Origin of the sequence: Janthinobacterium sp. J1-1 (genome assembly GCF_030944405.1) — a bacterium.
Taxonomy (GTDB): domain Bacteria; phylum Pseudomonadota; class Gammaproteobacteria; order Burkholderiales; family Burkholderiaceae_D; genus Janthinobacterium.
The window spans coordinates 5,450,154-5,474,088 of record NZ_CP132339.1 but is presented as its reverse complement, the minus strand read 5'-3'; the positions used below and the strand labels follow the sequence as shown (position 1 = coordinate 5,474,088).

Below are 23,935 nucleotides of genomic sequence, written 5' to 3'. Positions count from 1 at the left end.
AGTTTGCCTGTAGTCAATTCGCACCAAATCGTGTCAAATTAACGTGCTGTTGCTGCCCCGATGGAATACAATTCCTCGTGGCAGCAGCTTGCCTGGTCTCGCCAGGCAGGGCGTCACGCTTGATGACCACGAAAGAAGTTTGATGATGAATTTGCAGTACCGCCTGCCATTGGCGCCACGCGCCTGCCTGCTTGCCCTCTCCCTGACCTTTGCCTTGCCCTTGTCGTGCCTGGCCGCGCCGTCGTCCAGCGTGGTGCTGGAAGAACTGACCAGTACCGAATTGCGCGATCGCATCAATCACGGCGCCACCACGGTGCTGATTCCGATCGGCGGCGTCGAGCAGAGCGGTCCGTATATCGCGCTGGGCAAGCACAATGTACGTGCCGGCATGCTGGCGCGCCAGATCGCGCAAAAGCTGGGCAATACCATCGTCGCGCCGGTCGTGAGCTACGTGCCGGAAGGCGGCATTTCCCCGCCGGCCGGCCATATGCGCCATGCGGGGACCATCTCGATACCGCCGGCCGCGTTTGAGGCCGTGCTCGAGGGCGCGGCCGCCAGCCTGCGCCAGCATGGCTTTCGCGACATTATTTTTATCGGCGACCATGGCGGCTACCAGAAGAACGAACAGAATGTCGCCGCCAAACTGAACCGTGCCTGGAGCAAGGGCGGCAAAGGGCAAGATGCGCGCGCCTGGGCCTTGCTCGACTACTATGACATTACCCAGACAAAATATATTGCCGAACTGCAGAAGCGCGGTTTCAGCGCGGCCGACATCGGCCTGCATGCGGGCCTGGCCGACGCGGCGCTGATGCTGGCAACCGATCCCACCATGGTGCGCAGTGAGGCCATGGCCCATGGCATCAAACCAGGCGTGGCCGACGGCGTGCGCGGCGACGCCACGCGGGCCACGGCCGAACTGGGCCAGATCGGCATCAAGCTGCAGGTCGACACCTCGGTGGCGGCCATCAAGCAATTGCTGCAGCACAAATAACTTTTTCCACCCGGACGCCAGTGGGCGTCCGGCATTTGCAACGAAAACACGCGAACTGACATGAAAACACTCCAACGACGCACCATCGTCACCGTTTCCGCCCTGGCCGCCGCACTCGCCGGCCTGGGCGTGGCCAGCCAGGTCATCGGCGCGGCGGTTCCCGGGCCTGCAGCGGCGCCTGCCGCCGCGCCAGCCTATTCTCCGCTGCCCGGCATGCCGCCGCTGGTCGACCCGAAAAATGTCTACGGCAGCATCGGCCCGTCCAACATGAGCGCCGTGGTGAAGGACCATTTGCCGCGCGTCTATGTGCCCAACCTGCGTTCGAACGATGTGTACGTGATCGACCAGGAAAGCCTGAAAGTGGTCGACAAGTTCAAGGTCGGCCTGGGCCCGCAGCACGTGGTGCCGTCGTGGGACTTGCGCACCCTGTGGGTGGCCAACAATGCCGAGCGTACCGACAAGGGCAGCCTGACGCCGATCGACCCGCTGACGGGCAAGCACGGCAAGGAAGTGGCGGTCGACGACCCGTATAATATGTATTACACGCCGGACGGCAAGTCGGCCATCGTGGTGGCCGAAGCGCGCCACCGCCTGGACTTCAGGGATCCGAAGACCATGGCAGTGCAGTATTCGATCGACACGCCCCAGTGCGGCGGCATCAACCATGCCGATTTCTCGAACGACGGCCGCTATGCCATGTTTACCTGCGAGTTCGACGGCACCATCGCCAAGATCGACCTGGTCAATCGCAAGGTCGATGGCTACCTGAAACTGCAGATGCCGGCCAAGCGTTTTGCCGAGTCCGGCCCGGTGGGCGGCCCGGCGAATGAAATCTGCAGCGTCAAGAAGGGCATGCCGCAAGACATACGCATCTCGCCTGACGGCAAGAAATTCTTTATCGCCGACATGGACGCCGACGGCGTGCACATCGTCGATGGCGCCACCCTGAAGGAAATCGGCTTTATCCAGACCGGCGTCGGTGCGCACGGCCTGTACCCGAGCCGCGACGGCAAGAAGCTGTATGTGGCCAACCGCGGCACGCACCGCATCCATGGCAAGCGCAATGGCAAGGGCAGCGTCAGCGTGATCGATTTCGCCACCGAAAAAGTGGTGACGCAGTGGGTGATCCCGGGCGGCGGCAGTCCCGACATGGGCAATGTGTCGGCCGACGGCAAATACCTGTGGCTGTCCGGCCGCTTCGACGACGTGGTCTACCGCATCAATACCACCAGCGGCGAGGTGTCGAAAGTGAAAGTGGGCCAGGAGCCGCACGGCCTGACCGTGTGGCCGCAGCCGGGCCGCTATTCGCTGGGCCATACGGGCAACCTGCGTTAAGGATGGCATGAAACCAGGCAGTACCCTGTACGCTGACGGCGCCGGCCGTTATGCCTATGTGCACGCGGGCTTTTCCTGGCCCGCGTTTTTCCTCGGCACCCTGTGGGCGATCGCCAAGCGGCGCTGGTGGTGGCTGCTGCCGATGTTGTGCCTGGACCTGGCCTTGTCGGCCTGCAGCGGGCTGGCCGACATCCAGGGCAGGGAGGCGGCGATGCTGCTGGCCAGCAGCGTGCAACTGTCCTACCTGCTGCTGCGCGGCTGGTATGGCAACCGCTGGCTGGAAGCATCACTCATGCGCCAGGGCTACACGCGGGTCGCCTGAGAAGTTTCTACCCGGTTCGCATAGTTTCTCCTCCACTATTTTGCGCCGCGCCAAGGGCGTGCCGCCTCCTCAACATTCTTTGCGCAGCCCTGCGCATCTTTGATATAGATCATCCCGCGCCAGTCGTGCTCACGTAGCCTTGGGACTCGCGTTGCCAAGCAGCTGTCCTCCAACAGCAGTCATGTTTCTCGCGTATTGCCTGATGCCGCTTTGGCATCTCAACCCCATGTTCACGTTAAAGGAAACTCCATGTATCCATACTCGCGTAATGTCACCCCTGCCGCCAAAAACCACCTGGAAGCCCAATTGTCGTTCTTTAACGGTATCTCGAAATCGTTGTTCCATTCGGTGCAGCAAATCAGCGACCTGCATGTGCAACTGGCGCAAAGCCTGCTGGAAGAAGCCACCATCGCCACGCATAACCTGATCACGGTGGAACGTCCGGAAGATGCGTTCCGCGTGGCCGCCGCCGCCGGCCAGCCGGCCGCCGAACAGCTGCGTGTGTATCAGCAACAACTGTCGCGCGTGGCTGCCGACGCCCAGGTGGAACTGGCCAATGTGGCTGAACAGCATGTGTCCGAAACCAGCCGCACGGCCAAGGCGCTGGCCGAGGAAGTAGCCCGTACGGCATCGGAAGAAACGGAAAAAAACCTGCGCAAGCAGCAGGAAACCATGCAGCGCATCGCCGAGCCTTTCCAGGGCTTCCAGAATGGCAACGGCTTCAGCCGTGACCAGCGCGGCGCACAGGGCCGTGAAGGTCAAAGCCTGCAAAGCGGCAGCCAGGGCAGCGCCCAGTCGGCCAGTGAAGGTGCGCAAGCGTCGGCCAGCCAGGCTACCGGCACGCAAAGCAAGGCCAGCAGCCGCAAGGAGTAATCCTGCCGGCCAGGACTGAACCGCCTGCACGGGGGCCGAGACCCGGACTGGCGGTGCAAGTCCATAGGCGATGCCTGACCTCGTACGCCCGTCCCTTACCGGACGGGCGTTTTTGTTTGCGGCGCCGGCTGGGCCAGGGTGCTGTTGCCGGCGTTCGCCTCGGGTGTGCTGTTGGCGTCGATAAAGGTGCTGACCCGGTCCAGGGTGGGCGCCAGCATGCGCAGGGGACTGGCCAGCGAGGCGACCAGGGTGGCGTGGCTGACGCCATCGAGATACTGTTCCGTCACGGGCCGGCCTTGCGCGCGCAGGGCGGCGGCCAGGCCACCGGTATTGCGCTGCGGATTGACCAGCTTGTCGTGGCCGGGCTGGGGCGCGATCAACAGCGCCGGCGGCGCCCCCGCCGTCACATGGTTGATCGGCTGCGAGGAAGCGGGGGTGTCGGGGAAGAAAAACACGGGCCTGGCGTCCGGGTTTTCGATCGGCAAAAAGTCATACGGGCCGGCCAGGCCGATCCAGCCGCGCAAGTCTTGCGGGCGCATGCCGTGGCGGCCCAGCAGACTGGCGTCGAGCGCCACCATGGCCGCGTTATAGGCGCCCGCGCTATGGCCCATCACGAACAGGCGGGCCGGGTCGCCACCATAACGGCGTACTTCGACCGCCGTCCAGGCCACCGCGCGCGCCGCGTCCTGCAATATTTCCGGGTAATGCACCTCGGGATACAAACGGTAGTCGGCGATCACGGCCACATAGCCGCGCGAGGCCAGCGCATGGCCGACAAAGGCGTAGTCGGCCCGCTCGCCGGTGCTCCAGTTGCCGCCGTAAAAAAACACCACCACCGGTGCCAGGCCCGCATGGCTTTTCGGCGCATACACATCGAGTTTTTGCCGCGGCAGGGGGCCGTACGGCAGCTCAGGCGTGACGCTCGACTCGCTGCTGGAGGACAGCGCGTTGATGGCGGTCAGCGGTGTACAGGCGACCAGGCTGGCCGTCAGGGGAAGGATGGCCAGCAAAGCCAGCATGGAGGTGCGCGCAATGCTCATGGGATCCGCCTGTTTGTCATTGTTGCCTCAGTGTAGGTCAAGCGGGACTGCAGGCGCACACTGCTGGTGTCAATGTTCATGGCTGCAGCAGCCATCTGCGGGCCGTCGCGATCACCGCGTCGGACAAGGTGCGCGTGAGCGGCGTCTGGATATCCCAGGCATGCCAGATCAACGGTACGTCGAGCGCCTGGCCGGCCGCCACGTCGACCAGCCGGCCGGCGGCCAGCGCCGTTTCCGCCTGCAGCAGCGGCACCATGCCATAGGCGTAGCCCATTTCGATCAGGCGCACGAAGTCGCGCGCCGAGCCCAGCACATGGTGCGGGTAGCGGCCCGTATAGCCGAGCCGGTGTTCCAGGTAGCGCTCGTGCAGCGCGTCCTTGCTGCCGAAGGTGATGGCGGGCGCCTGGCTGACGGCCTCGGCGGTAAATCCGTCGCCGAACCAGCGCTGGGCAAACGCGGGCGCGGCCACGCACAGATAGCGCATGCCGCCCAGCGGGGTGGCGGTGGTGCCCGCCACCAGGTCGGTGGCGCTGGTAACGCAGGCAAATACGCGTCCCTCGCGCAACTGGCTCAGGGTGTGATCCTGGTCATCGAGGCGAATATCGAGCAGGCACGATGGCGGCGTCAACAGCGGCCCCAGCGCTTCCGGTATCCAGGTGGCGGCGCTGTCGGCGTTGACGGCGATCGCCAGCTCGGGCAAGCGGGTAGAGGGGCCGGGCTGGGCGTCGAGCGCCGCCTCCAGCAGCTTGACCTGGCGGTAGTGGGCGATCAGGCGCTGGCCCGCTTCGGTCGGCAGCGGCGGGTGGCTGCGGATGACCAGCAAAGTGCCTTCCAGGTTTTCCAGGGTGCGGATGCGCTGCGACACGGCCGGCTGGCTGATCGCCAGCGACTGCGCGGCCTTTTCAAAACTGCCTAGGCCGATCACGGCGTCGAGCGCCGCCAGCCCACGGTAATCGACCACGCGCATAAGTATCTCTTATATATAGTTAGAATCATTGATTATACTTATATTTACTTTTTCTTTACACTGCTGTCTTAGGGTAACAACTTCCTCCGCGCGCGGCACCGCCGGCACTGCCGGCAACGCTGACATTCGCGCCCACCGTCTTCTACCTTTTACAGCCTCGCCGAGCGTCTTGCCGGCCGGGCGTGGGCAGCTGCGCGCCAGGGGAAAGCATCGATAAAGGAATTATCATGGATAGCGCAATCTTCTTGAAAGGCATGGGCCTGGGCGCCAGCCTGATCGTGGCCATCGGCACGCAAAACGCGTTCTTGCTGAAACAGGGCCTGAAACGCCATTATGTGCTGACCTGCATCCTGGTCTGCCTGGTGTGCGACGCCTTGCTGATCTCGGCCGGCGTGGCCGGCATGGGCACGGTGATCGCCAACAACCCCAGCTTCCTGCTGTGGGCCAAGGCTGGCGGCGCCACCTTCCTGATCGCCTACGGGCTGCGGGCGGCGAAATCGGCCTGGCGTCCCGCCGCCCTGACGGCCTCGACCGCCAAGGCGCCGGACGGCTACTGGGCCGTGATCGGCGCGGCGCTGGCGTTCAGCCTGCTGAACCCGCACGCCTTTCTCGACACGGTGATCTTGCTCGGTTCGATCGGCGGCCAGCACGAAGGCAGCGGCCGCGTGTATTTTGCCGGCGGCGCCATCATGGCCTCGGCCCTGTGGTTTTTCGTGCTGGGTTTTGGCGCGCGCTACCTCGCGCCCGTGTTCGCCAAGCCCGTGGCCTGGCGCGTGCTCGACGGCATCATCGCGCTGGTGATGTGGGCGATTGCCGCTTCGCTGTTCCTGTAAGCACGCCTGCGGAAGGCGGCAGGGATTTCTGCTAAGGTAGGGTTTTATGAATCAGCCAACGGCTCCATTATCATGACCCCGACCCCGCCAGAAGCCCTGCATATCGTCTGCCCCCATTGCGACGCCGTCAACCGCCTGCCACCGGCGCGCCTGCGTGAACAGCCCACCTGCGGCAAATGCCAGAAGGACCTGTTCACCGGCCTGCCGGTCGACCTGTCCAGCGCACGCTTTTTGAAGCATATCGAGCGCACCGACATTCCCGTGCTGGTCGACTTCTGGGCCCCATGGTGTGGCCCGTGCCGCACCATGACCCCGTTCTACGCCCAGGCCGCCAAGACCCTGGAGCCGGCCTTTCGCGTGGTCAAAGTCAATACCGAAGCGTCGCAGGATATCGCCGCCCGCTTCGCCATCCGCAGCATTCCCACCTTGGCACTGTTTCAGAACGGCATGGAAGTGGCGCGCCAGCCCGGGGCGGTCGATGCCAATACCATCATCAGCTGGGCACGGTCGAAGGCGCGGTAGGCATGGCCGGAGTGATTCACTGCAGGAATAGTTCGACGCCGTCTTCCTGTTCCAACCCGCCAGGGCCGTGCATCCTGATGATCTCCACCAGCCAGTCGAACACAGTCTCCCCCTGATGCTGTTCCGCGAGCGCCAGCTCTGCCTGCACATGGTCAAGATTGGCTGGATGACAGGTCGTGAGCCGCCGCCGCAGTACCCGTTGCGTCTCGGCATATCCAAGACGGCTTCCGGATAACAGATGGTTTTTCCAGATGAGCAAAAAGCCGTCTTCAGGCGTGCCGAAGCCGCCGCGCAGGACATCGTGGAACGCATCGAGATTGCTGCCCCAGCGTGCGCCTCCCAGCGCCTGCTCCTGAAAATGCCTGAAAAACTCGTCAAGCGTGGAAAAGCGTTCGCCATCGATATAAATAGCGGGTTTCATGGGTGTTCATTTCCTGGACATGCAGTGTGTGTGTAAGGCCTGCTTGTCGGCCGTATCCGTGCCCTGGCCGGCATCACTGCCTGCGCAGGGACCAGCCATTACTGGCCGGCCGGCGGCAGCGACCAGACATACTCGACTTCTTCGTCAACGCCCGAGCATGTCAGCAGCAGCTCCGCGGGTTCCTGCGACAAGGTGGCGATTTCATCCTGGAACGCCATCACCGCCCGTATCATCTGGCCATGAAACTGTTTGTTGACACGCAGGTCGACGATCTCCTGGCGCGCGACATTGACCAGGGCGAAGTCGCCCAGCGTCAGGCTTCTGCCGCCATTGGCCGGCCACTGGCTTGCCTCCTTGAGGTCGCCGTCGGCCAGCGCTTCCAGGAAATACTCGAGGCTGACCGAGTTCGATTCCTGCACCGCGCGTTGCGAGCTCGCTTTCGTATCGACGCAGACCGAGACGGCGCGCGCTGCATGGTCATGGTAAAACGCAAAGGTGTACACGGGGACGTTGCGCGACTTGATATCGTCGATCGCCGCGCGCAGTATCGCGTGGAAAAATTCGGCCGCTGTTGACATGGGTGAAAAACTTTCTGGCATGAAGTAAAGGCTGGGAGTATAGCCCAGGCGCCTCGGGCTGGCGTGGTGCGCCGCATGCCGGGCCGATGGTGTACAGTCCGCCTGTTTCCTTTACCGGTCAAGCACATTTATGCGCGTCAAACTGTTACCGATGATCCTGCTGGCAGTGCTGTCGTCTGGCGCGCTGGCAAGCACCTCCGCCACTGGCCTGGTGGCCGCCGCCCGCAGCCAGGTCGGCGTGACCCTGTCTTACGATCCGCGCTACGAACGGCTGGCCTATCCGGGTGGCGACGTGCCGCTCGAGCGCGGCGTGTGCACCGACGTGGTGGTGCGCGCCTACCGCAAGCTGGGGGCCGACTTGCAGGTGCTGGTGCACCAGGACATGAAACAGGCGTGGGAGGTCTACCAGAAGAAGGGGCGTTGGCAGATGAAGGCGCCGGACCGCAATATCGATCACCGCCGCGTACCGAACCTGGCGACGTTTTTCGGCCGCCACGGCAGCAGCCTGCCGGTCAGCAAGGATGGCGGCAACTACAAGCCGGGCGATATCGTGACCTGGATGTTGCCGGGCAACCTCACGCATATCGGCATCGTCAGCGACAAACAGGCCGCTGGCGGCGTGCCGCTGGTGATCCACAATATCGGCGCCGGCGCCAGGGAAGAAAACATCCTGTTCGCCTATCCCGTCACCGGCCATTACCGCTGGCAGGGCAAATAATCAGGGCGCCATGTCCTGCAAGATGCCCATCAGTATGCCCAGCGCCGCATCGATGTCCAGCGTGTCGATGGCGCCATAACCCAGGTACAGCCCTTGCCGGTGTGGCACGCCGTGATAAAACGGCGCGATCGACAGCAGCCCCACGCCGTCCCGGCGCGCGCGGCGCAGCAGTTGCGCCACATCGAGCGGCACGTGTTCGTTGACCAGCGCGGCCACGTGAAAGCCGGCCGTGGCCGGCACCAGTGCAAACCACGGCGCCAGCGGGCCGTCGAACCAGTGCCGCAGCCGTTCGCGCCGGCCCGCATACACATCGTGGCAGCGGCGGATATGGCGCAGCAAGTGGCCGTCCTCGATAAAGCGGGCCAGCGCCAGTTGCACCAGGCTGGGCGTGTGCCAGTCCGTCAGGTGTTTCACGGTCTGCACGGCGCGCACCAGCGCTGGCGGCAGCACCACATAACCCATGCGCAATTCCGGCAGCATGGTCTTGGAAAAACTGCCCACATGGGCCACCAGGCCGTGGCGGTCCATGCTTTGCAGCGCGTCGGTGGGCCGGCCTTCGTAGCGGAAGGCGCTGTCGTAATCGTCTTCGATAATGATGGCGCCCAACTCGCCCGCGCGCGCCAGCAGCGCCTGGCGGCGCGCCGTGCTCATCGGCATGCCGAGCGGGAACTGGTGGGTCGGCGTCGCATAGATCAGCCTGGCGCCATCGGGAATTTGCGCCACCACCATGCCTTCCTCGTCCACCTCCACGCCCACCACATGCGCGCCCATGGCCTCGAACAGCTGGCGCGCCATCGGATAGCCCGGCTCTTCCACCACCACCATGTCGCCCGCTTCCAGCAGGGCCTGTGCCAGTAGCGACAAGGCTTGCTGGGCGCCATTGGTGACCACGATCTGTTCGGGAGTGCAGACGATGCCGCGGCTGAATGCCGCGTGGCCGGCGATGGCCGTGCGCAGCACCGGCAGCCCGGCCACCGGCGCGTAGTTGCCGCGCTCGCCGCGCTCCTCGCGCAGCGCGTGTTGCACGCAGCGCCGCCATTCGTCGTGCGGAAACAGGGCCGGCGTGGCGCGTCCGCCGATAAAGGTGTAGCGCGGAAATTCGCTGCGCGGGCCCTGCACCAGCGGCAGCGGCATGGCGTCCCAGTGCGCCAGGCGTGCGCTGCTGGCAAGCGGGGCGCCGGAAGGGCGGGGCGGCGGTGAAGCTGGCGGCGCCTGCACGAAGCTGCCGACGCCGACCTTGCCCACCAGCAGCTGTTCATAGCCCAGCCTGTCATACACGTCCGAGACGGTCTTGCGTGACAGCCCCAGCTGGCTGGCCAGCAGGCGCGACGGCGGCAGTTGCTGGCCGTCGGCCAGGCGCCCGCCGCGTATCGCCTCGCTCAACTGGCGGTACAACTGGCCGCCCAGGTCGCGCCTGCCTTCCAGGCTGATATGTAATTCCATGGTGATGGTCTGCTGTTTTCAGGGGAAATTGGCCTGCCGCGGCCAGTGGCCGCGCTTCTACAATGGTGCATCTCTACTTTATCAAGGAAAGCCATCATGACACAGCAACGACACGATTTTGCCCAGGCTTCGCCCGACGCCAACAAGGCCATGTATGCGCTCGAAGCGGCCATCGCCAAACTCGGTATCGAGCATTCGCTGATGGAACTGATCCGCCTGCGCGCCTCGCAAATCAATGGCTGCGCCTTTTGCGTCGACATGCATACCAACGACGCGCGCAAGGCCGGCGAAACCGAGCGTCGCCTGTACGCCGTCTCGGTCTGGCACGAAACGCCGTTCTTCACCGCGCGCGAACGGGCGGTGCTGGCCTGGACCGAAGCGCAGACCCTGATCGCGCAAGCCCATCCGTCCGACGAGGCGTATGCGGCGCTGGCGGCCGAACTGACGCCGGCCGAAATGGTCAACGTCACCCTGGCCATCGGCGCCATCAATACCTGGAATCGCCTGGCCGTGGGTTTCGGCAAGATGCCGGCATAAGCTGAGCGTTCGTTCGCGTACAGACGCTGGCCGTGGCCGTGCTTAAGCTGAGGGCACGACTTATCAGCCAGGAGCAGCCATGGAAGCAAATGTGGGCGACGTTACCGAAAAGACGTCCGAGCAGCAGGAAGCGGCACGCCGCGAGTTCATCGCCGAACTGTGGCGGCGCTTCGAAGCCTTGCAGGAATGGGCGGTGGGCCACTGGCCCGACCAGCAGCATCCCCTGAGTTCGGCCGACTTCGTCGAGTCGCGCAAGGAAATCCTCGGCCTGCGCTCGCCGGCCGGGCCCTTGGGCCAGCCGTCGCAACAGGGCGAAGCGGAGCCGGAGGATGGCGGGGCGCAGTACCGCGATGTGACACCGGCGCCCTGGCCGTAATCCGACACCACCGTTGGCCGCGTTAACAATGTTGTCGGATTACGCGCGTAGCGCTAATCCGACCTACGCATTCCCTGCGCCAGCACCCAGCACGCCAGCGCCACCACCAGTCCACCCATCACCCCATACGCCAGGTTCAAGGCGCTGTCGAACAGCAGCGGCGCGACCAATCCCGACACCAGCGCGAACAGCAGCATCTGGATGAATGACTGCATCGACGACGCCAGGCCGCTGTTGTTGGGGAAGTGGTTCAGCGCCATCAGGGTCATCGGCGGCATCGCCAGCGACAGGGCGAACGAGTAGAAGAACAAGGGCAGCACGGCCCATGGCACTTCGGCGGCAAAGAAATAGTTATAGACGATATTGACGGCGGCCGCCACCAGCATCAGGGCAAAGCCGGCCCACACCATCTGGCGCTGGCTGTAGCGGTGGGCGACCTTGCTCGACAGGGCCGAACCGAACACCATGCCGCTGATCAAGGGAATGAACAGCCAGGCAAACGCCGTTTCCGGCAGGTGCAGGATATTGATGATGAAGTAGGCGGCCGAACCGATATACAGGGCGAAGCCGCCGAAGGCCGCGCCGATGGCCGTCGACAGCAGCAGGAACTGGCGGTGGCGCAGCACATTCCAGTAGTTGACGGCGATGCTGCCCAGGTGGAAGGCGTGGCGCTGTTCCTTCGGCAGGCTTTCCGGCAGGGCGCGCCAGACGACGACAAACATCAGCACGCCGAAGGCAGTCAGGAACCAGAAGATCCAGCGCCAGCCCAGGCCCACCTGCAGCCAGCCGCCCAGCACGGGCGCGATCGCCGGCGCCAGCGCAAACACCATCATGATGTGCGAGAGGATTTTTTGCGCTTCGGCGCCCGAGTAGCGGTCCTGCACGATGGCGCGGCCGATGACGGAACCGGCGCCGGCCGACAGGCCCTGCAGCACGCGCCAGGCCAGCAGAGCGCCCAGCGAGGGCGCCAGCGCGGCGCCGACCGAGGCGATCACGTACAGCACCAGCGACACCAGGATCACCGGGCGGCGGCCGAACGAGTCTGACAGGGTGCCGTAGAACAGCATCATGAAGGCAAAGCAAAACAGGAAAAAGCTCAGGGTCTGCTGCACCAGCAAGGGGCTGGCGTTGAAGTCGTGGACGATGGCGGGGAAAGACGGCAGATAGGTATCGATGGCCAGCGGTCCGACCATCGCCAGGCCCGCCAGTATCCAGGTTAATAATTTAGTCATGTTCTACAGTGATTTTGTTAGTCCGCCATTTTACGCTAGCGGGCCGGATGCTGTTGGCGGCCGCCTTGTTCCGGCTGCCGATATGCGTTTTTCGCATATCGATGCATGAAATGCTTCCTTGGACTTGCGGCCCGCAGCCGCTAAGCTGGGGCGACCCGGCCTGCGCGCCGTTTTATTTGAAATGAACAGCCATGCACAGCATTGATACTCCGGCCGGCGTCGACGACACGGTCCAGTGGAACCTAGGTCCCGTGATCGCCGCGCTGCGCGTGTCGCGCGAAGAAAAGCACAAGATCCGCCACAATGGCCGCGTGCGCGAACTGCCGTCGCGCGAGGCCCTGACCACCATCGTCAACGGCCTGTCGGCGGCGCTGTTTCCCACCCATTACGGGCGGCCCAACCTGACCGATGAAAGCATCGATTATTTTGTCGGCGACACGCTCAACACCACGCTCAACCGCTTGAGCGAGCAAGTGCGGCGCGGCCTGCTGTTTTCCGTGGCGCCGGGGGATCCACACACCGAGGCCAGCGACGACGCGCTGGCATCAAAAGCGCGCGACATCACGCGCGAGTTCGCCGCCAGCCTGCCCGACATACGCGCGCTGCTGGTGTCCGACGTGCAGGCCGCCTACGCGGGCGACCCGGCCGCCACCTCGGTGGCCGAGATCATGCTGTGCTATCCGGGCACCATCGCCATCTTGTACCACCGCCTGGCGCACCGGCTGCACACGCTCGGCTCACCGTTCCTGGCGCGCCTGGTGGCCGATATCGCCCATACCCTGACCGGCATCGACATCCACCCTGGCGCGCGGATCGGCGCGAGCTTCTTCATCGACCATGGCACCGGCGTGGTGATCGGCGAGACGGCCATCATCGGCGAGCGCGTGCGCCTGTACCAGGCCGTGACCCTGGGCGCCAAGCGCTTCCCGGCCGACGCATCGGGCGTGCTGATCAAGGGCACGCCGCGCCACCCCATCGTCGAAGACGACGTGGTGATCTACGCGGGCGCCACGGTGCTGGGGCGCATCACGATCGGCGCCGGCAGCACCGTGGGCGGCAATGTGTGGCTGACGCATAGCGTGCCGGCGAACAGCAATGTGTCGCAGGCCCAGTCACGGCATGATTGATTATTTCACCGCCTCATAGCGCGCCACCGCCACGCCATCCTTCAACAGCAGCAGCTGCTGGCCGTCAAAGCGGTAGCCATTGACGGTGCCCAGGCTTTTCAGCAGCTGGTTTTCCAGGTCCATGTCGGCTTTTTCACAGGCCATCATGGTGCCGGCGAACTGCGAGAACGTCAGCGTGCTGCTGCCGTTGGTGCCGTAGGCGCCCATCATCTGGTTGCAGCCGCTGTGGCCGCTGACACGGCCGTCGTTGAAGACGATGGTCACGTCGCGCTGGCGCGGCGGCGTGCGCGTCACCGGCTGGCCATTGAACTGCTTGAGCTTCCAGATGGTGCCGGCCAGCGGCGGCGCCGGCTTGGCGGGAGTATTGGCGACAGGCGCGCCGGCGGCCTGGCCGGCGGGCGGGGTTTGCGCGCAGCCGGCGATCAGGGCGGCTGCGGCAAGCAGGGACAGGGTGCGGGAAAACGTCAACATGGCGGTCCTCAGTGTAAAGAATGGCGGCAGATTAGCAGAAGTGCGCCTGCAGGTGCGTACGCTTGCCCGGCGCTTATTGTTTTTCGCTGTCCAGGCGCGTGGCCAGCGCGCTGCGCGCGGCTGCCGCATAGGCGCGGCAGGCGCCGGCATCGACAAACGCGTCAACCCCTTTGTCGGCGCTCGCCGCCAGCCTTTGCCACAGCGTCGATGCTTGCGGCAGCGCCGACACCAGCACATCGCAGGGCAGCTTTTCCAGCAGGTCAAAACTGTGCGCGAAGTCGTCCAGCGCGTTCGGATATTCGCTGCTGGCGCTGAACTTGAAGCCGGGGCGCGACACGGGTTCCAGACTGTCCGCATACACCATCTCCAGGCAGCGGCCGGCCTCGCACGATTGCCAGCTCCACGACAGGCCGCCCGGCGTATGGCCGGGCGTGGCATGCGCCGTCAGCTTGAGTGGGCCCGCCGTAAAATGGTTGCCGTCGCGCGCCAGGCGCATGTCGCTCACGGGAGGGAATGTGGCGGCCGCATGGTATTGCGGATCGTCCGGCCCCACCTCGCCGGCGGCCAGGTCGAGTGCCGACGACGGGCTGGCAAAGACCAGCGCATCGCTGCGCCGCTGCAGTTCGGCCAGGCCGCCCGCATGCTCGGCATGGCCATGCGAATTCATGATCATCCTGACGTCTTCGATGCGAAAGCCCAGCGCGGCGATATTGGCGATGATGGTGCCGGCAGACTCGGGCAGGCCGGCGTCGATCAGCACATGGCCTTCGTTCGAGGTGATCAGCACGGAACTGGCATCCTGCGTGCCCACATAATAGGTATTGGCGTACAGCCGAAACGGCGCCAGGCTTTGCGCCTGCGCCGGCAGCGGTGCAGCCAGTGGCGCGGTCAGCAACAGCGCAAGCAGGCGTGGAAGGAAAGGGGGCATTGCGGTCCTTGTCAGTGGCCAGGGTGGCCTATGCTGACATGGAAAAGGGCGCCGCGCAAATGCGGCGCCCGTTCAGATCGCGTGCGCCGCGTGCAGTTCGCCGAGGATGGCGTCTTTCAGCGCGGCCTGCGCGGCAGGGGCGCGCGAGCGCGGGCGGGGCGCCGTCACGTCGTAATGGGCGCGCGGCGGGCCGGCGCGCGTATCGAGCATGACGATGCGGTCGCTCAGGTACAGCGCTTCGTCGATATCATGCGTCACCAGCAGCACCGTCAAGCCGTGGCGCGCGGCGACATCGGCCAGCAGGTCCTGCAGCTTCATGCGGGTAAACGCGTCGACGGCGGAAAACGGCTCGTCCAGCAGCAGGATGCGCGGCTGGCCGAACAGGCCGCGCGCAATCGCCGCCCGCTGCGCCTGCCCGCCCGACAGTTGCTTGGGCAGGCTGTTTGCCAGGCCGTGCAGGCCCGTTTCGTCAAGCAGTTGCGCCACCTTCGGATCGTGCTCGCCTTTCGGGCCCAGGCCAAAGGCGATATTTTGCGCCACCGTCAGCCAGGGGAACAAGCGCGGTTCCTGGAAGATCAGGCCGATATCGCCATGCACGCCGGAGAGCGGCTTGCCGTCCAGGCGCAAGCTGCCGCGAAAGTCGCCATCGAGGCCGGCCACGATGGACAGCAGGCTGCTCTTGCCGCAGCCGCTGGCGCCGATCAGGCTGACGATCTCGCCTTGCCGCAGCTGCAGCTGCAGGTTATGCAGCACGCGGCGCGCGCCATAGGCCTTTTCATGAATGGTGATGTCGAGCAGTGCGGTCATGTGTCGAGGCTTTCTTCAGGCAGGGGCATAGCTGTCGCGCCAGGCCAGCAAGCGGTTTTCCAGGCGCTGCATCAGGCTGTCGCTGGCCTTGCCCAGCAGGGCCAGCAGCACGATGGCGGCCAGCACGATATCGGCGCGGCTGGTTTCGCGCCCGTCGCTGAGCAGATAGCCCAGGCCCTGGCTGGCGGCGATCAGTTCGGCCGCCACCATGAACATCCAGGCCAGGCTCAGGCCATTGCGCAGGCCCGTGAAAATCGCGGGCAGGGCGGCCGGCAGCAACACGCGCCGCGCCAGCGCGGGCCGGCTCAAGCGGTACATGCGGGCCGCGTCGATCAGCTTGCGGTCGACGTCGCGGATGCCCGAGGCCACGCCCATATACACGGGAAAAAAGGCGCCGATGCCGATCAGGACCAGCTTGGGCGCTTCGTCGATGCCCAGCCACAGCAGCAGCAAGGGCACCCAGGCCAGCGACGGAATCGCGCGCAGCGCCTGGAAGGTGGGGTCCAGCAGCGCTTCCGCCGTGCGGTTCAGGCCCACTGCCGCGCCCAATAGTATCGCCAGCAGCGCGCCACCGGTAAAACCGATGGCCACGCGCACGGTACTGGCCAGCACATGGCCGGCCAGTCCCTGCTGCGCCAGGCCGGCGATGGTGGCGGCAATCTCCGAGGGCGCCGGCAGCAGATTGGCCGGTATCAGGCCCGTGCGCACGCCGGCTTCCGCCGCGATCAAGGCCAGCAGGGGCAGCAGCAGGCCAACCGCCGCGCGTGGCAATCTCAGCGTGCGGCGCGCGCCGGTATCAGATTCGGACGCCGGTGCGGTGAGCGTGTCTCTGGCCATGACGGGTCCTATGCCTTCTTGATATAGGGGATGGCAAAGCGCGTATCGACCAGGTCCGTGATGGCGCGGTTCAGGTCCGCGCCCGGCTTGACCAGCGCTTCTTCGACCAGGATGGGGGCGGCCACCAGCAAGGCTTTTACATGCTCGGTCGACGGCTGCGGATTGCTGAAGTCACTGCGCAATTTGACTTGCAGCAGCGCCACCGGCAGGCTGACCTTGGCTTCCTCGGCGAGGATTTTTGCCGCTTCGGCCGGATTGGCGATGGTCCAGGCGCGCGCCCGTTCATAGGCCTGGATGACCTTGCCCACTTCGGCCGGCCGGCTGGCTAAAAAGTCTTCGCGCACGTTCAGGAAACCGTAGGTATTGAAGGCCACGTTGCGGTAGATCAGGCGCGAGCCCGCTTCCAGTTCGCTGGCCGCCATATGCGGATCGAGACCCGCCCAGGCATCGACCTTGCCCTGTTCCAGCGCCGCGCGTCCATCGGCATGCTGCAGGCCCACGTGTTCGATGTCATTGCGTTTCAGGCCCGCCGTTTTCAGGGCGCGCAGTAAAAACAGATACGGGTCGGTACCCTTGGTGGCGGCGACTTTTTTTCCTTTCAGGTCGGCGATGCTGCGGATAGGGCTGTCCTTGCGCACCACCAGCGCCGTCCATTCGGGGCGCGAAAAGATATACGGCGCGCGGATCGGATTGCCGTTGGCGCGCGCCAGCAGGGCGGCCAGGCCGGCGCTCGAACCGATATCGATGCTGTTGGCGTTCAGGTATTCCAATGCGCGGTTGCTGCCGGCGCTTAGCACCCACTTGATGCTGGTGCCGTCCCCTTTGAACGCTTCTTCCAGCCAGCCGAAGCGGCGCAGCACCAGGCTGGTGGGCGAATAGTAGGCGTAGTCCAGGCGCAGTTCTTTGAGCGGCGCCTGCGCGGCGGCGCGGGCCAGGTTGGGCAAGCTGCCGATGGCGGCGCCGGCCGCGGCCAGCTGTAATACGGTTCTGCGTTTCATGAAGTCCTTGGGTAGAAATGGAAAGTCAGGCCGCCAGCGCGGCGGTGTCGTTCGTGATGCTGACCTGCCGGCCCGCATGGCTGACCGGCAGGCGCGGACCCTGGCCGAAGACCTTGTGGCGCAGGCTGCCCTCGTCATATTCGGTGCGGTAGCGCCCGCGCCGCTGCAGTTCGGGCACGATATGTTCGACCACGTCCGCCATGCTGTCGTGGGCGACGGCAAACGCCAGGTTGAAGCCGTCGATGCCGGTGTCCTCCAGCCAGCTTTCCAGCTGGTCCGCTACCTGCACGGCGTCGCCGACAATCACGGGGCCGCGGCCACCGAGGCCGATATACTGCGCCGCTTCGCGCACGGTCCAGGTCCGGTCCGGGTCGGCCTGGCTGAACGAGGCCAGCGCCGAGCGGCCCGCTTCCGAGTCGATATATTCGATGGTGGCGTCGAGCGGAAAGCGGCTGAAATCCACGCCGGTCCAGCCGGACAGCAGCACCAGCGCCGCTTCGATATTGATATGGCTGGCGTAGTCCTCGTATTTGGCGCGCGCCTCGGCTTCGGTGGCGGCCGTGATAATCAGCGCCTGCGCATAGATCACCAGCGCGTCGCCGTCGCGCCCGGCTTGCCGCACGGCCGCGCGCAAGTCGTCCGCATAGCGTTTCACCACCGTCTTGCTGGGGCCACTGACAAAGGTCGCTTCCGCATGGCGCGCCGCAAAGCGCGTACCGCGCGGCGAGGTGCCGGCCTGGTACAGCAGGGGCGTGCGCTGCGGCGATGGTTCGCACAAGTGAATGCCCGGCACTTTGTAATGGCGGCCCACGTGGTTGATCGCGTGTACGCGGGCCGGATCGGCGTAGACGCCGCGCGCCTTGTCGTTCACCACCGCATCGTCATCCCAGCTTTTTTCCCACAGCTTGTAGACCACGTCGAGATATTCGTCGGCCAGGTCATAGCGCTCGTCGTGCCCCAGTTGCTGGTTCAGGCCCAGGTTGCGCGCCGCGCTGTCCAGGTAGCCGGTGACGATATTCCAGCCTATGCGCCCTTTGGTCAGGTGATCGAGGGTGGAGATGCGCCGCGCGAAGGTATACGGATGCTCGTAGGTGAGGGCGCAGGTGACGCCAAAACCGAGGTGGGTGGTGGCCTGCGCCATCAGCGGCACCAGCGCCAGAGGGTCGTTGAGCGGCACTTGCACGCCGTGCGTCAGCGCCGCGTCCAGGCTGCCCTGGTACACGTCATACACGCCCAGCACATCGGCCAGGAACACCGCGTCGAACAGGCCTTTTTCCAGCAGCCGCGCCAGTTCGGTCCAGTGGGCGGGGTCCGTATAGCGGTGACTGCGGTCGCGCGCATGTGTCCACAGTCCCGGCGACTGGTGGCCGACGGTGTTCATCTGGAAGGCGTTGAAGCGGATGGTTTTGCTCATTATTTCGATGCCGTTTGCAGCGCCTGCTGATAGTCCGGTTTGACATAGCCGGCAAAGTGCTTGTTGGTGATCTCGAGGAATTCACGCGAGCGGTAGGCGGCCGCCAGGTCTTTGGCGAACTGCTTGTCCTTGTCGGCCGTGCGCACCGCCACCAGGTTGATGTAGTTGGGCGGAATTTTCTCGGCCACCAGCGCCTCCGTCAGCTTCAGGCCCGAGGCCAGCGCGAAATTACCGTTGATAAAGGAGTAGTCGGTGTCGCCCAGCGAACGTGGCAGCTGCGCCGCTTCCAGCGGCAGGATCTTGATCTTCTTGATATTGACGGCGATATCCTTTTCGGAGGCGCGCACCGGATCGATATTCTCGCGCAGCTTGACCCAGCCCAGCTGGTCGAGCAGCACCAGCGCGCGCGCCTGGTTGGTCGGATCGTTCGGCAGGCCGACGGTCGAGCCTTCCTTCACTTCCGCCAGCGACTTGTGCTTCTTGCTGTACAGGGCGATCGGCGCCGTCGGCACCTGGATCAGGTCCGTCAGGGCCAGCTTGTGCTCGAGCGCGAATTTTTTCAGGTAGACGATATGCTGGAAGGCATTCGCGTCCAGCGACCCTTCGGCCAGCGCGAAGTTCGGCTGGATATAGTCATTGAATTCCACCAGCTTGACCTTGTAGCCCTGCTTTTCCAGGATGGGCTTGATGCCCAGCTTGATCTGGTCCGCATACGGACCGGCGCTGGCGCCGATGGTGATGTCTTTCGGGTCCTTGGCGTGGGCGAAATTGGTGGCCAGGGCAAGCGTCAATGCGCTGAGAAGAAGGGTGCGGCGGGTGGTGGTCATGGCGGTGTCTCCGTATGGTTGTGGTGGTATCAGGAATAAGCGGTCGGCTCAGACAAAGTGCCCGACAGCGCATAGCGCCCCAGGTCGCGCAGCTTGTAGTCGACCGGATCGTGCAGGGTATGCACGCGCACGTTGCGCCAGTAGCGGTCGTAGCCATATTGGGCCGAGGTCGAGCGCGCGCCCGTCAGTTCGAACATCTGGCTGCTGATTTCCAGCCCCGCCTTGTGCGACAAGACCTTGGCTTCGGCCACGGCCACGGCCAACTGGCCCCGCTCCTGCGCCGTCACCAGCGCGCCCTTGCGGAATACCGTGTCCAGCTCCTGCGCGGCCAGGTCGGCCAGCACTTGCGCGGGGCGCAGCAGCAGCCATAGCTGGCCGTAGCGGTGCTGCACCAGCGGATCGTCCGCCGCCTGCGCCACGCCCGAGGCAAACCAGGCTTTCGCCTGCTCGCTGGTGTAGGCGCGCGCCGCTTCGAAGGCGCCTTCGGCGATGCCCAGGTAGAGATTGGTCATGATCAGCTGCGCGATCTGCGAGCGCACGGTGGCCTGTGGCGTGGCCGCTTGCGCGGGCGCCTGCAGCACCAGGTCCGCCGGCAGCGACACCTGCTCGAAATGCACATTGCCGCTGTCGGTCTGGCGCTGGCCGAACGCATCCCAGTCCGGCTGCACGGTGATGCCGGTCTGCCCCGTGGGCAGGGCGGCGATCAGCGCCGTTTGCGTGGGCGCATGCCAGGCCGATACCGTCAGCCAGTCGGAACCCACCGAGCCGGAAGAAAAACTCTTGATGCCCTCTAAAACAAAGCCGTCGACGCTGTCGGTCGCCGTCACGCGCTTGTCCAGCGGATTGAGGGCATTGCCCCAGAACAGGCGCTCTTCGACGGTCAGGGTCAGCAAACGGCGCTGCTGCTGGGCGCTGCCATACAGCTGCAATCCGGCCAGCTGCAAATGGTGAAAGCCGAAGACGTGGGCCAGCGCGCTGTCGGCGCGCGCCAGGATGCGGATCACCTGGTACACCAGCGGCCAGGATGCGCCCTGGCCGCCGAACTGCGTGGGGATCGACAGGGTCAGCAGGCCGGACTCGCGTATCCATTCACGCTCCTGGGCCGCATGGCCGCCGGCCTGGTCGCGGGCGTTGGCGGTGTCGGCCAGGCGTGCGGCAAGGGCGGTGGCGACGGAGATGGCGTCAGGTGGCGAGACAGGCGCTTGCGGCGCGGTGGCATAGATAAAGGCAGCGGACATGGCGGTCATTCCAGAAAATCGATGCAGCCAGTATTGCATCGGAATTCAGCCGTCGTACACGAAGAAAAGCGCACATGGATATGCGAAAAAATTTGACCTGCGACATTGCGTGAGGTTTGCGGGGCGTAGTAGCGCGTTAGTCGAAAAACACATATCGAAGCGTGAAAGCATTCGTTTTATCCGGCCGTTGATGGCGATAGGCTGCATGCATATCCAGCAACGCCTATCGACAACCTTCAGGGGACGGACATCACATGAGCATCCTTTTACTGGGCGGCAGCCCGCACATACCTTCGAGCTCCAGCCGCTTGCTGCTGCATATCGGCGAACAGCTGGCGCTGCATGGCCACACGTACAGCAAGCTCGATGTACGCGACCTGCCGGCGCGCGCGCTGCTGCAGGCCGACTACAGCGATGCGGACATCGCCGGCGCCGTGCGCGCCGTGGCCGAAGCGGACGCCATCGTGATCGCCACGCCCATTTACAAAGCGTCGTACACGGGCCTGCTGAAAGCCTTCCTCGACCTGCTGCCGCAAGACGGCCTGGCCGGCAAGCTGGTGCTGCCGCTGGCCACCGGAGGCGGCCACGCCCACACCCTGGCGCTCGACTATGCTCTGCGGCCGGTGCTGCACGCACTGGGCGCCAAGCAGGTGTTTACCAGCATCTACGCCAATGCGCAGCAGCTGGACTGGCATGAAGAGCGCGGCCTGAGCCTGGACGCGCCGATCGAACTGCGGGTGCAGGCCGGCATCGCCGAAGTGTCGGCCGGCCTGTTCATCCTGCAGGGCGCACGCCGCCCGCTGGCCGCCAATAGCGACAGGGCGGTGGACGACACCCCGGCCCAGCCTGAACGCTCGCTGCAGCAGCAACCGTACACCGCCTCTTTGCAAACCGCCTGATTCACCATTTTTATTTCACAGGAAACCGCCATGACCGATCGCCAAGAAAAACGCCTTTCCCGCCGCACCACCGTGGGCTTGCTGTTTGCCGCCGTCGCCGGTGTGATGACGGCCGGCATGCCGACCATGGCGCAGGCGCAAGCCAAGGGCGAGGTGCGTATCGGCTATCAGAAATACGGCACATTGACCTTGCTGAAAGGCCGCGGCACCCTGGAAAAACGCCTGGCAGAGCAGGGCGTGAGCGTGAAATGGACGGAATTTCCGGCCGGCCCGGTGCTGCTCGAAGGCCTGAACGTGGGCAGCATCGACTTCGGCACCGTTGGCGAAGCGCCGCCGATCTTCGCACAGGCGGCTGGCGCCAACCTGGTCTACGTCGGCAATGAACCGCCGTCGCCGGCCAGCGAAGCGATTGTCGTGCCCAAGGGTTCTTCCTTGCGCACGCTGGCCGATTTGAAGGGCAAGAAAATCGCCCTGAACAAGGGCTCGAACGTGCATTACCTGCTGTTGAAGGCGCTTGAAAAAGCGGGCGTGGCCTATGCCGATATCCAGCCCGTGTTCCTGCCGCCGGCCGATGCGCGCGCCGCCTTCGAACGCGGCAGCGTCGACGCCTGGGCCATCTGGGACCCGTTCCTGGCGGCCGCCGAAAAACAGATCGGTGCGCGCGTGCTGGCCGACGGCAAGGGCCTGGTCGCCAACTACCAGTTCTACCTGGCGTCGCGCACCTACGCTGAAAAAAATCCCGAGATCCTGCGCATCGTGCTCGACGAAGTGGCCAAGGTCGATGACTGGGGCCGCAACAACCCGGACGAAGTGGCGACCATCCTGTCGGCGCAGACGGGTTTGAGCAAAGATGTGGTGGCGCTGGCCGCCTCGCGCTATGCCTACGGCGTCAAGCCGGTGTCGGTCGATGTGATCGCGGCCCAGCAAAAAGTGGCCGACGCGTTTTCCAACCTGAAGCTGATCCCGAAACCCATCGTCGTCAAGGACGCGCTGCTGCCTGCCAAGCAAGTCGCCACCAAATAAAACAAGAGAGATAGCACATGTCATTGAATATATTCTGGTTCATTCCTACCCACGGCGACAGCCGTTACCTGGGCACCTCGCAGGGCGCGCGCGCCGTCGATGCCGACTACCTGCGCCAGGTGGCCGTGGCCGCCGATACGCTGGGCTACGACGGCGTGCTGCTGCCGACCGGCCGCTCGTGCGAAGACGCATGGGTGGTGGCGTCGTCCCTGATCAGCGTGACGCAAAAGCTCAAATTCCTGGTCGCCGTGCGCCCCGGCCTGTCGACACCCGGCCTGGCGGTGCGCATGGCCTCGACCTTCGACCGCCTGTCGAACGGGCGCCTGCTGATCAATGTGGTCACCGGCGGCGACCAGGGCGAATTGGAAGCGGACGGCCTGTTTGCCGACCACGCCAAGCGCTATGAAATCTCGGATGAATTCATCAAGGTCTGGCGCGCCACCCTGGCTGGCGAGGGCGGCGCAGCTGGCTACGATTTCGAGGGCAAGCATATCCAGGTCAAGGGTTCGAAAACCCTGTATCCGCCGGTGCAGAAACCGTATCCGCCGCTGTATTTCGGCGGCTCGTCGGAGCCGGCGCATGAACTGGCGGCCGAGCAGATGGACGTCTACCTGACCTGGGGCGAGCCGCCTGCCGCCGTGGCCGAAAAGATCGCCGATATCCGCGCGCGCGCCGCTAAAAAAGGCCGCACGGTGCGCTTCGGCATCCGCCTGCACGTGATCGTGCGCGAAACCAACGAGCTGGCCTGGCGCGCGGCCGATGAGCTGATCAGCCACCTGGACGACGAAGTCATCGCCAAGGCGCAGGCGGCGTTTTCCAAGATGGATTCGGTGGGCCAGCAGCGCATGGCGGCCCTGCACGGCGGCAACCGCGACAAGCTCGAAGTGTCGCCGAACTTGTGGGCCGGCGTCGGCCTGGTGCGCGGCGGCGCCGGCACGGCCCTGGTGGGCGACGCCGAAACGGTGGTGGCGCGCATCAAGGAGTACGCGGACCTGGGCATCGATACCTTTATTTTCTCGGGCTACCCGCACCTGGAAGAATCGTACCGCTTCGCCGAGCTGGTGTTCCCGCTGCTGGGCAAGGGCAAGGCCGTCGGCGAGCAGTCGCTCTCCGGTCCTTTCGGCGAAGTCATGGCCAGCAATATCGTGCCGGCGGCAAGCCAGAAAAAGGCGGCCTGA

27 protein-coding genes are annotated in these 23,935 nt (G+C 64.8%); 13 read left to right on the top strand and 14 right to left on the bottom strand.

The features are described from left to right. Window positions 1-142 precede the first annotated feature (142 nt). The 4 genes from Q8L25_RS25100 to phaP all read left to right on the top strand — a co-directional run bounded on the left by Q8L25_RS25100 (window position 143) and on the right by phaP (window position 3,521). Window positions 143-991, top strand: coding sequence for a creatininase family protein (locus tag Q8L25_RS25100; protein WP_308921989.1), 849 nt, complete (start codon window positions 143-145; stop codon window positions 989-991). A 60-nt stretch (window positions 992-1,051) separates the two neighbouring features. After that, a complete protein-coding gene (locus Q8L25_RS25095) occupies window positions 1,052-2,326 on the top strand; it encodes a YncE family protein (RefSeq protein ID WP_308921988.1) in 1,275 nt (424 codons plus the stop codon). A gap of 7 nt (window positions 2,327-2,333) precedes the next feature. Continuing rightward, on the top strand, window positions 2,334-2,648 hold the full coding sequence (locus Q8L25_RS25090; protein ID WP_308921987.1) for a DUF2628 domain-containing protein: 315 nt from the start codon (window positions 2,334-2,336) through the stop codon (window positions 2,646-2,648). 249 nt (window positions 2,649-2,897) lie between these two features. Next, window positions 2,898-3,521: a TIGR01841 family phasin gene (gene phaP, locus Q8L25_RS25085; RefSeq protein ID WP_308921986.1), complete on the top strand. Its 624-nt coding sequence runs from the start codon at window positions 2,898-2,900 to the stop codon at window positions 3,519-3,521. A gap of 95 nt (window positions 3,522-3,616) precedes the next feature. On the opposite strand, the gene Q8L25_RS25080 is transcribed toward phaP, so the two are convergent. Then, on the bottom strand, window positions 3,617-4,561 hold the full coding sequence (locus tag Q8L25_RS25080; protein WP_308921985.1) for an alpha/beta hydrolase: 945 nt from the start codon (window positions 4,559-4,561) through the stop codon (window positions 3,617-3,619). Window positions 4,562-4,637: 76 nt separating this feature from the next. Next, the gene (locus Q8L25_RS25075; RefSeq protein WP_308921984.1) at window positions 4,638-5,528 is read right to left on the bottom strand and encodes a LysR family transcriptional regulator ArgP; all 891 of its coding nucleotides are present in this window, start codon (window positions 5,526-5,528) and stop codon (window positions 4,638-4,640) included. Between the two features lie 227 nt (window positions 5,529-5,755). Here Q8L25_RS25075 and Q8L25_RS25070 point away from each other — a divergent pair, with 227 nt between their 5' ends. Together Q8L25_RS25070 and trxC are read left to right on the top strand one after the other, a co-directional pair. Next, window positions 5,756-6,361, top strand: a complete 606-nt coding sequence (locus Q8L25_RS25070; protein ID WP_308921983.1) for a LysE/ArgO family amino acid transporter — start codon at window positions 5,756-5,758, stop codon at window positions 6,359-6,361. A 72-nt stretch (window positions 6,362-6,433) separates the two neighbouring features. Then, window positions 6,434-6,883: a thioredoxin TrxC gene (trxC, locus tag Q8L25_RS25065; RefSeq protein ID WP_308921982.1), complete on the top strand. Its 450-nt coding sequence runs from the start codon at window positions 6,434-6,436 to the stop codon at window positions 6,881-6,883. A 16-nt stretch (window positions 6,884-6,899) separates the two neighbouring features. On the opposite strand, the gene Q8L25_RS25060 is transcribed toward trxC, so the two are convergent. Beyond that, window positions 6,900-7,304: a barstar family protein gene (locus tag Q8L25_RS25060; RefSeq protein ID WP_308921981.1), complete on the bottom strand. Its 405-nt coding sequence runs from the start codon at window positions 7,302-7,304 to the stop codon at window positions 6,900-6,902. Window positions 7,305-7,402: 98 nt separating this feature from the next. Then, entirely contained in the window at window positions 7,403-7,882 is a 480-nt protein-coding gene (locus Q8L25_RS25055) for a hypothetical protein (RefSeq protein WP_308921980.1), read from the bottom strand. A gap of 130 nt (window positions 7,883-8,012) precedes the next feature. Here Q8L25_RS25055 and Q8L25_RS25050 point away from each other — a divergent pair, with 130 nt between their 5' ends. Beyond that, complete coding sequence (locus tag Q8L25_RS25050; RefSeq protein ID WP_308921979.1) at window positions 8,013-8,600, top strand: DUF1287 domain-containing protein; 588 nt, start codon at window positions 8,013-8,015, stop codon at window positions 8,598-8,600. Here the strand turns inward: Q8L25_RS25050 and Q8L25_RS25045 are convergent, their stop codons facing one another. Next, on the bottom strand, window positions 8,601-10,043 hold the full coding sequence (locus tag Q8L25_RS25045; RefSeq protein ID WP_308921978.1) for a PLP-dependent aminotransferase family protein: 1,443 nt from the start codon (window positions 10,041-10,043) through the stop codon (window positions 8,601-8,603). It abuts the gene before it with no gap. Window positions 10,044-10,139: 96 nt separating this feature from the next. Here Q8L25_RS25045 and Q8L25_RS25040 point away from each other — a divergent pair, with 96 nt between their 5' ends. Both Q8L25_RS25040 and Q8L25_RS25035 read left to right on the top strand, forming a co-directional pair. Next, window positions 10,140-10,580 carry a carboxymuconolactone decarboxylase family protein gene (locus tag Q8L25_RS25040; RefSeq protein ID WP_308921977.1) on the top strand — a complete coding sequence of 147 codons (441 nt, stop codon included), beginning with the start codon at window positions 10,140-10,142 and terminating at the stop codon, window positions 10,578-10,580. Between the two features lie 79 nt (window positions 10,581-10,659). Then, the gene (locus Q8L25_RS25035) at window positions 10,660-10,956 is read left to right on the top strand and encodes a hypothetical protein (RefSeq protein WP_308921976.1); all 297 of its coding nucleotides are present in this window, start codon (window positions 10,660-10,662) and stop codon (window positions 10,954-10,956) included. Between the two features lie 53 nt (window positions 10,957-11,009). Here Q8L25_RS25035 and Q8L25_RS25030 read toward each other — a convergent pair whose 3' ends face one another. After that, on the bottom strand, window positions 11,010-12,188 hold the full coding sequence (locus Q8L25_RS25030) for a multidrug effflux MFS transporter (RefSeq protein ID WP_308921975.1): 1,179 nt from the start codon (window positions 12,186-12,188) through the stop codon (window positions 11,010-11,012). Window positions 12,189-12,379: 191 nt separating this feature from the next. Here Q8L25_RS25030 and epsC point away from each other — a divergent pair, with 191 nt between their 5' ends. Then, entirely contained in the window at window positions 12,380-13,315 is a 936-nt protein-coding gene (gene epsC, locus Q8L25_RS25025; RefSeq protein ID WP_308921974.1) for a serine O-acetyltransferase EpsC, read from the top strand. Here the strand turns inward: epsC and Q8L25_RS25020 are convergent, their stop codons facing one another. The 8 genes from Q8L25_RS25020 to Q8L25_RS24985 all read right to left on the bottom strand — a co-directional run bounded on the left by Q8L25_RS25020 (window position 13,316) and on the right by Q8L25_RS24985 (window position 20,835). Further along, window positions 13,316-13,786: an META domain-containing protein gene (locus Q8L25_RS25020; RefSeq protein WP_308921973.1), complete on the bottom strand. Its 471-nt coding sequence runs from the start codon at window positions 13,784-13,786 to the stop codon at window positions 13,316-13,318. It lies immediately after the preceding gene. A 73-nt stretch (window positions 13,787-13,859) separates the two neighbouring features. Next, the gene (gene bla, locus Q8L25_RS25015; RefSeq protein WP_308921972.1) at window positions 13,860-14,714 is read right to left on the bottom strand and encodes a subclass B3 metallo-beta-lactamase; all 855 of its coding nucleotides are present in this window, start codon (window positions 14,712-14,714) and stop codon (window positions 13,860-13,862) included. A 72-nt stretch (window positions 14,715-14,786) separates the two neighbouring features. Continuing rightward, window positions 14,787-15,521, bottom strand: a complete 735-nt coding sequence (locus Q8L25_RS25010) for an ABC transporter ATP-binding protein (protein WP_308921971.1) — start codon at window positions 15,519-15,521, stop codon at window positions 14,787-14,789. A 15-nt stretch (window positions 15,522-15,536) separates the two neighbouring features. Then, entirely contained in the window at window positions 15,537-16,358 is an 822-nt protein-coding gene (locus tag Q8L25_RS25005; protein ID WP_308921970.1) for an ABC transporter permease, read from the bottom strand. 8 nt (window positions 16,359-16,366) lie between these two features. Beyond that, window positions 16,367-17,356, bottom strand: coding sequence for an aliphatic sulfonate ABC transporter substrate-binding protein (locus Q8L25_RS25000; protein WP_308921969.1), 990 nt, complete (start codon window positions 17,354-17,356; stop codon window positions 16,367-16,369). Between the two features lie 25 nt (window positions 17,357-17,381). Continuing rightward, window positions 17,382-18,770: an LLM class flavin-dependent oxidoreductase gene (locus Q8L25_RS24995; protein WP_308921968.1), complete on the bottom strand. Its 1,389-nt coding sequence runs from the start codon at window positions 18,768-18,770 to the stop codon at window positions 17,382-17,384. Next, the gene (locus tag Q8L25_RS24990) at window positions 18,770-19,597 is read right to left on the bottom strand and encodes a MetQ/NlpA family ABC transporter substrate-binding protein (protein ID WP_308921967.1); all 828 of its coding nucleotides are present in this window, start codon (window positions 19,595-19,597) and stop codon (window positions 18,770-18,772) included. The genes Q8L25_RS24995 and Q8L25_RS24990 overlap by 1 nt, the downstream gene beginning before the upstream one ends. Before the next feature lie 29 nt (window positions 19,598-19,626). Further along, complete coding sequence (locus Q8L25_RS24985) at window positions 19,627-20,835, bottom strand: acyl-CoA dehydrogenase family protein (RefSeq protein ID WP_308921966.1); 1,209 nt, start codon at window positions 20,833-20,835, stop codon at window positions 19,627-19,629. Window positions 20,836-21,089: 254 nt separating this feature from the next. On the opposite strand from Q8L25_RS24985, the gene ssuE reads away from it, so the two are divergent. Genes ssuE through ssuD form a run of 3 tightly spaced genes read left to right on the top strand, consistent with a single transcriptional unit; the run spans window position 21,090 to window position 23,935 of the window. Next, the gene (gene ssuE, locus Q8L25_RS24980) at window positions 21,090-21,734 is read left to right on the top strand and encodes an NADPH-dependent FMN reductase (RefSeq protein ID WP_308921965.1); all 645 of its coding nucleotides are present in this window, start codon (window positions 21,090-21,092) and stop codon (window positions 21,732-21,734) included. A gap of 30 nt (window positions 21,735-21,764) precedes the next feature. After that, a complete protein-coding gene (locus Q8L25_RS24975; protein WP_308921964.1) occupies window positions 21,765-22,757 on the top strand; it encodes a sulfonate ABC transporter substrate-binding protein in 993 nt (330 codons plus the stop codon). Between the two features lie 17 nt (window positions 22,758-22,774). After that, entirely contained in the window at window positions 22,775-23,935 is a 1,161-nt protein-coding gene (gene ssuD / locus Q8L25_RS24970; RefSeq protein ID WP_308921963.1) for an FMNH2-dependent alkanesulfonate monooxygenase, read from the top strand.

Bases quoted from the DNA above. Each gene is read 5' to 3' on its own strand.
- epsC (WP_308921974.1), top strand. From the start codon at position 12,380: ATGCACAGCATTGATACTCCGGCCGGCGTCGACGACACGGTCCAGTGG.
- Q8L25_RS25060 (WP_308921981.1), bottom strand. From the start codon at position 7,304: ATGAAACCCGCTATTTATATCGATGGCGAACGCTTTTCCACGCTTGAC.
- ssuE (WP_308921965.1), top strand. From the start codon at position 21,090: ATGAGCATCCTTTTACTGGGCGGCAGCCCGCACATACCTTCGAGCTCC.
- Q8L25_RS25055 (WP_308921980.1), bottom strand. From the start codon at position 7,882: ATGTCAACAGCGGCCGAATTTTTCCACGCGATACTGCGCGCGGCGATC.
- Q8L25_RS25030 (WP_308921975.1), bottom strand. From the start codon at position 12,188: ATGACTAAATTATTAACCTGGATACTGGCGGGCCTGGCGATGGTCGGA.
- Q8L25_RS25005 (WP_308921970.1), bottom strand. From the start codon at position 16,358: ATGGCCAGAGACACGCTCACCGCACCGGCGTCCGAATCTGATACCGGC.
- Q8L25_RS25080 (WP_308921985.1), bottom strand. From the start codon at position 4,561: ATGAGCATTGCGCGCACCTCCATGCTGGCTTTGCTGGCCATCCTTCCC.
- trxC (WP_308921982.1), top strand. From the start codon at position 6,434: ATGACCCCGACCCCGCCAGAAGCCCTGCATATCGTCTGCCCCCATTGC.
- ssuD (WP_308921963.1), top strand. From the start codon at position 22,775: ATGTCATTGAATATATTCTGGTTCATTCCTACCCACGGCGACAGCCGT.
- Q8L25_RS25070 (WP_308921983.1), top strand. From the start codon at position 5,756: ATGGATAGCGCAATCTTCTTGAAAGGCATGGGCCTGGGCGCCAGCCTG.
- Q8L25_RS25020 (WP_308921973.1), bottom strand. From the start codon at position 13,786: ATGTTGACGTTTTCCCGCACCCTGTCCCTGCTTGCCGCAGCCGCCCTG.
- Q8L25_RS25075 (WP_308921984.1), bottom strand. From the start codon at position 5,528: ATGCGCGTGGTCGATTACCGTGGGCTGGCGGCGCTCGACGCCGTGATC.
- Q8L25_RS24995 (WP_308921968.1), bottom strand. From the start codon at position 18,770: ATGAGCAAAACCATCCGCTTCAACGCCTTCCAGATGAACACCGTCGGC.
- Q8L25_RS25000 (WP_308921969.1), bottom strand. From the start codon at position 17,356: ATGAAACGCAGAACCGTATTACAGCTGGCCGCGGCCGGCGCCGCCATC.
- Q8L25_RS25095 (WP_308921988.1), top strand. From the start codon at position 1,052: ATGAAAACACTCCAACGACGCACCATCGTCACCGTTTCCGCCCTGGCC.
- Q8L25_RS25050 (WP_308921979.1), top strand. From the start codon at position 8,013: ATGCGCGTCAAACTGTTACCGATGATCCTGCTGGCAGTGCTGTCGTCT.
- phaP (WP_308921986.1), top strand. From the start codon at position 2,898: ATGTATCCATACTCGCGTAATGTCACCCCTGCCGCCAAAAACCACCTG.
- Q8L25_RS24990 (WP_308921967.1), bottom strand. From the start codon at position 19,597: ATGACCACCACCCGCCGCACCCTTCTTCTCAGCGCATTGACGCTTGCC.
- Q8L25_RS24975 (WP_308921964.1), top strand. From the start codon at position 21,765: ATGACCGATCGCCAAGAAAAACGCCTTTCCCGCCGCACCACCGTGGGC.
- Q8L25_RS25010 (WP_308921971.1), bottom strand. From the start codon at position 15,521: ATGACCGCACTGCTCGACATCACCATTCATGAAAAGGCCTATGGCGCG.
- Q8L25_RS25045 (WP_308921978.1), bottom strand. From the start codon at position 10,043: ATGGAATTACATATCAGCCTGGAAGGCAGGCGCGACCTGGGCGGCCAG.
- Q8L25_RS25090 (WP_308921987.1), top strand. From the start codon at position 2,334: ATGAAACCAGGCAGTACCCTGTACGCTGACGGCGCCGGCCGTTATGCC.
- Q8L25_RS25040 (WP_308921977.1), top strand. From the start codon at position 10,140: ATGACACAGCAACGACACGATTTTGCCCAGGCTTCGCCCGACGCCAAC.
- Q8L25_RS25100 (WP_308921989.1), top strand. From the start codon at position 143: ATGATGAATTTGCAGTACCGCCTGCCATTGGCGCCACGCGCCTGCCTG.
- Q8L25_RS25035 (WP_308921976.1), top strand. From the start codon at position 10,660: ATGGAAGCAAATGTGGGCGACGTTACCGAAAAGACGTCCGAGCAGCAG.
- bla (WP_308921972.1), bottom strand. From the start codon at position 14,714: ATGCCCCCTTTCCTTCCACGCCTGCTTGCGCTGTTGCTGACCGCGCCA.
- Q8L25_RS24985 (WP_308921966.1), bottom strand. From the start codon at position 20,835: ATGTCCGCTGCCTTTATCTATGCCACCGCGCCGCAAGCGCCTGTCTCG.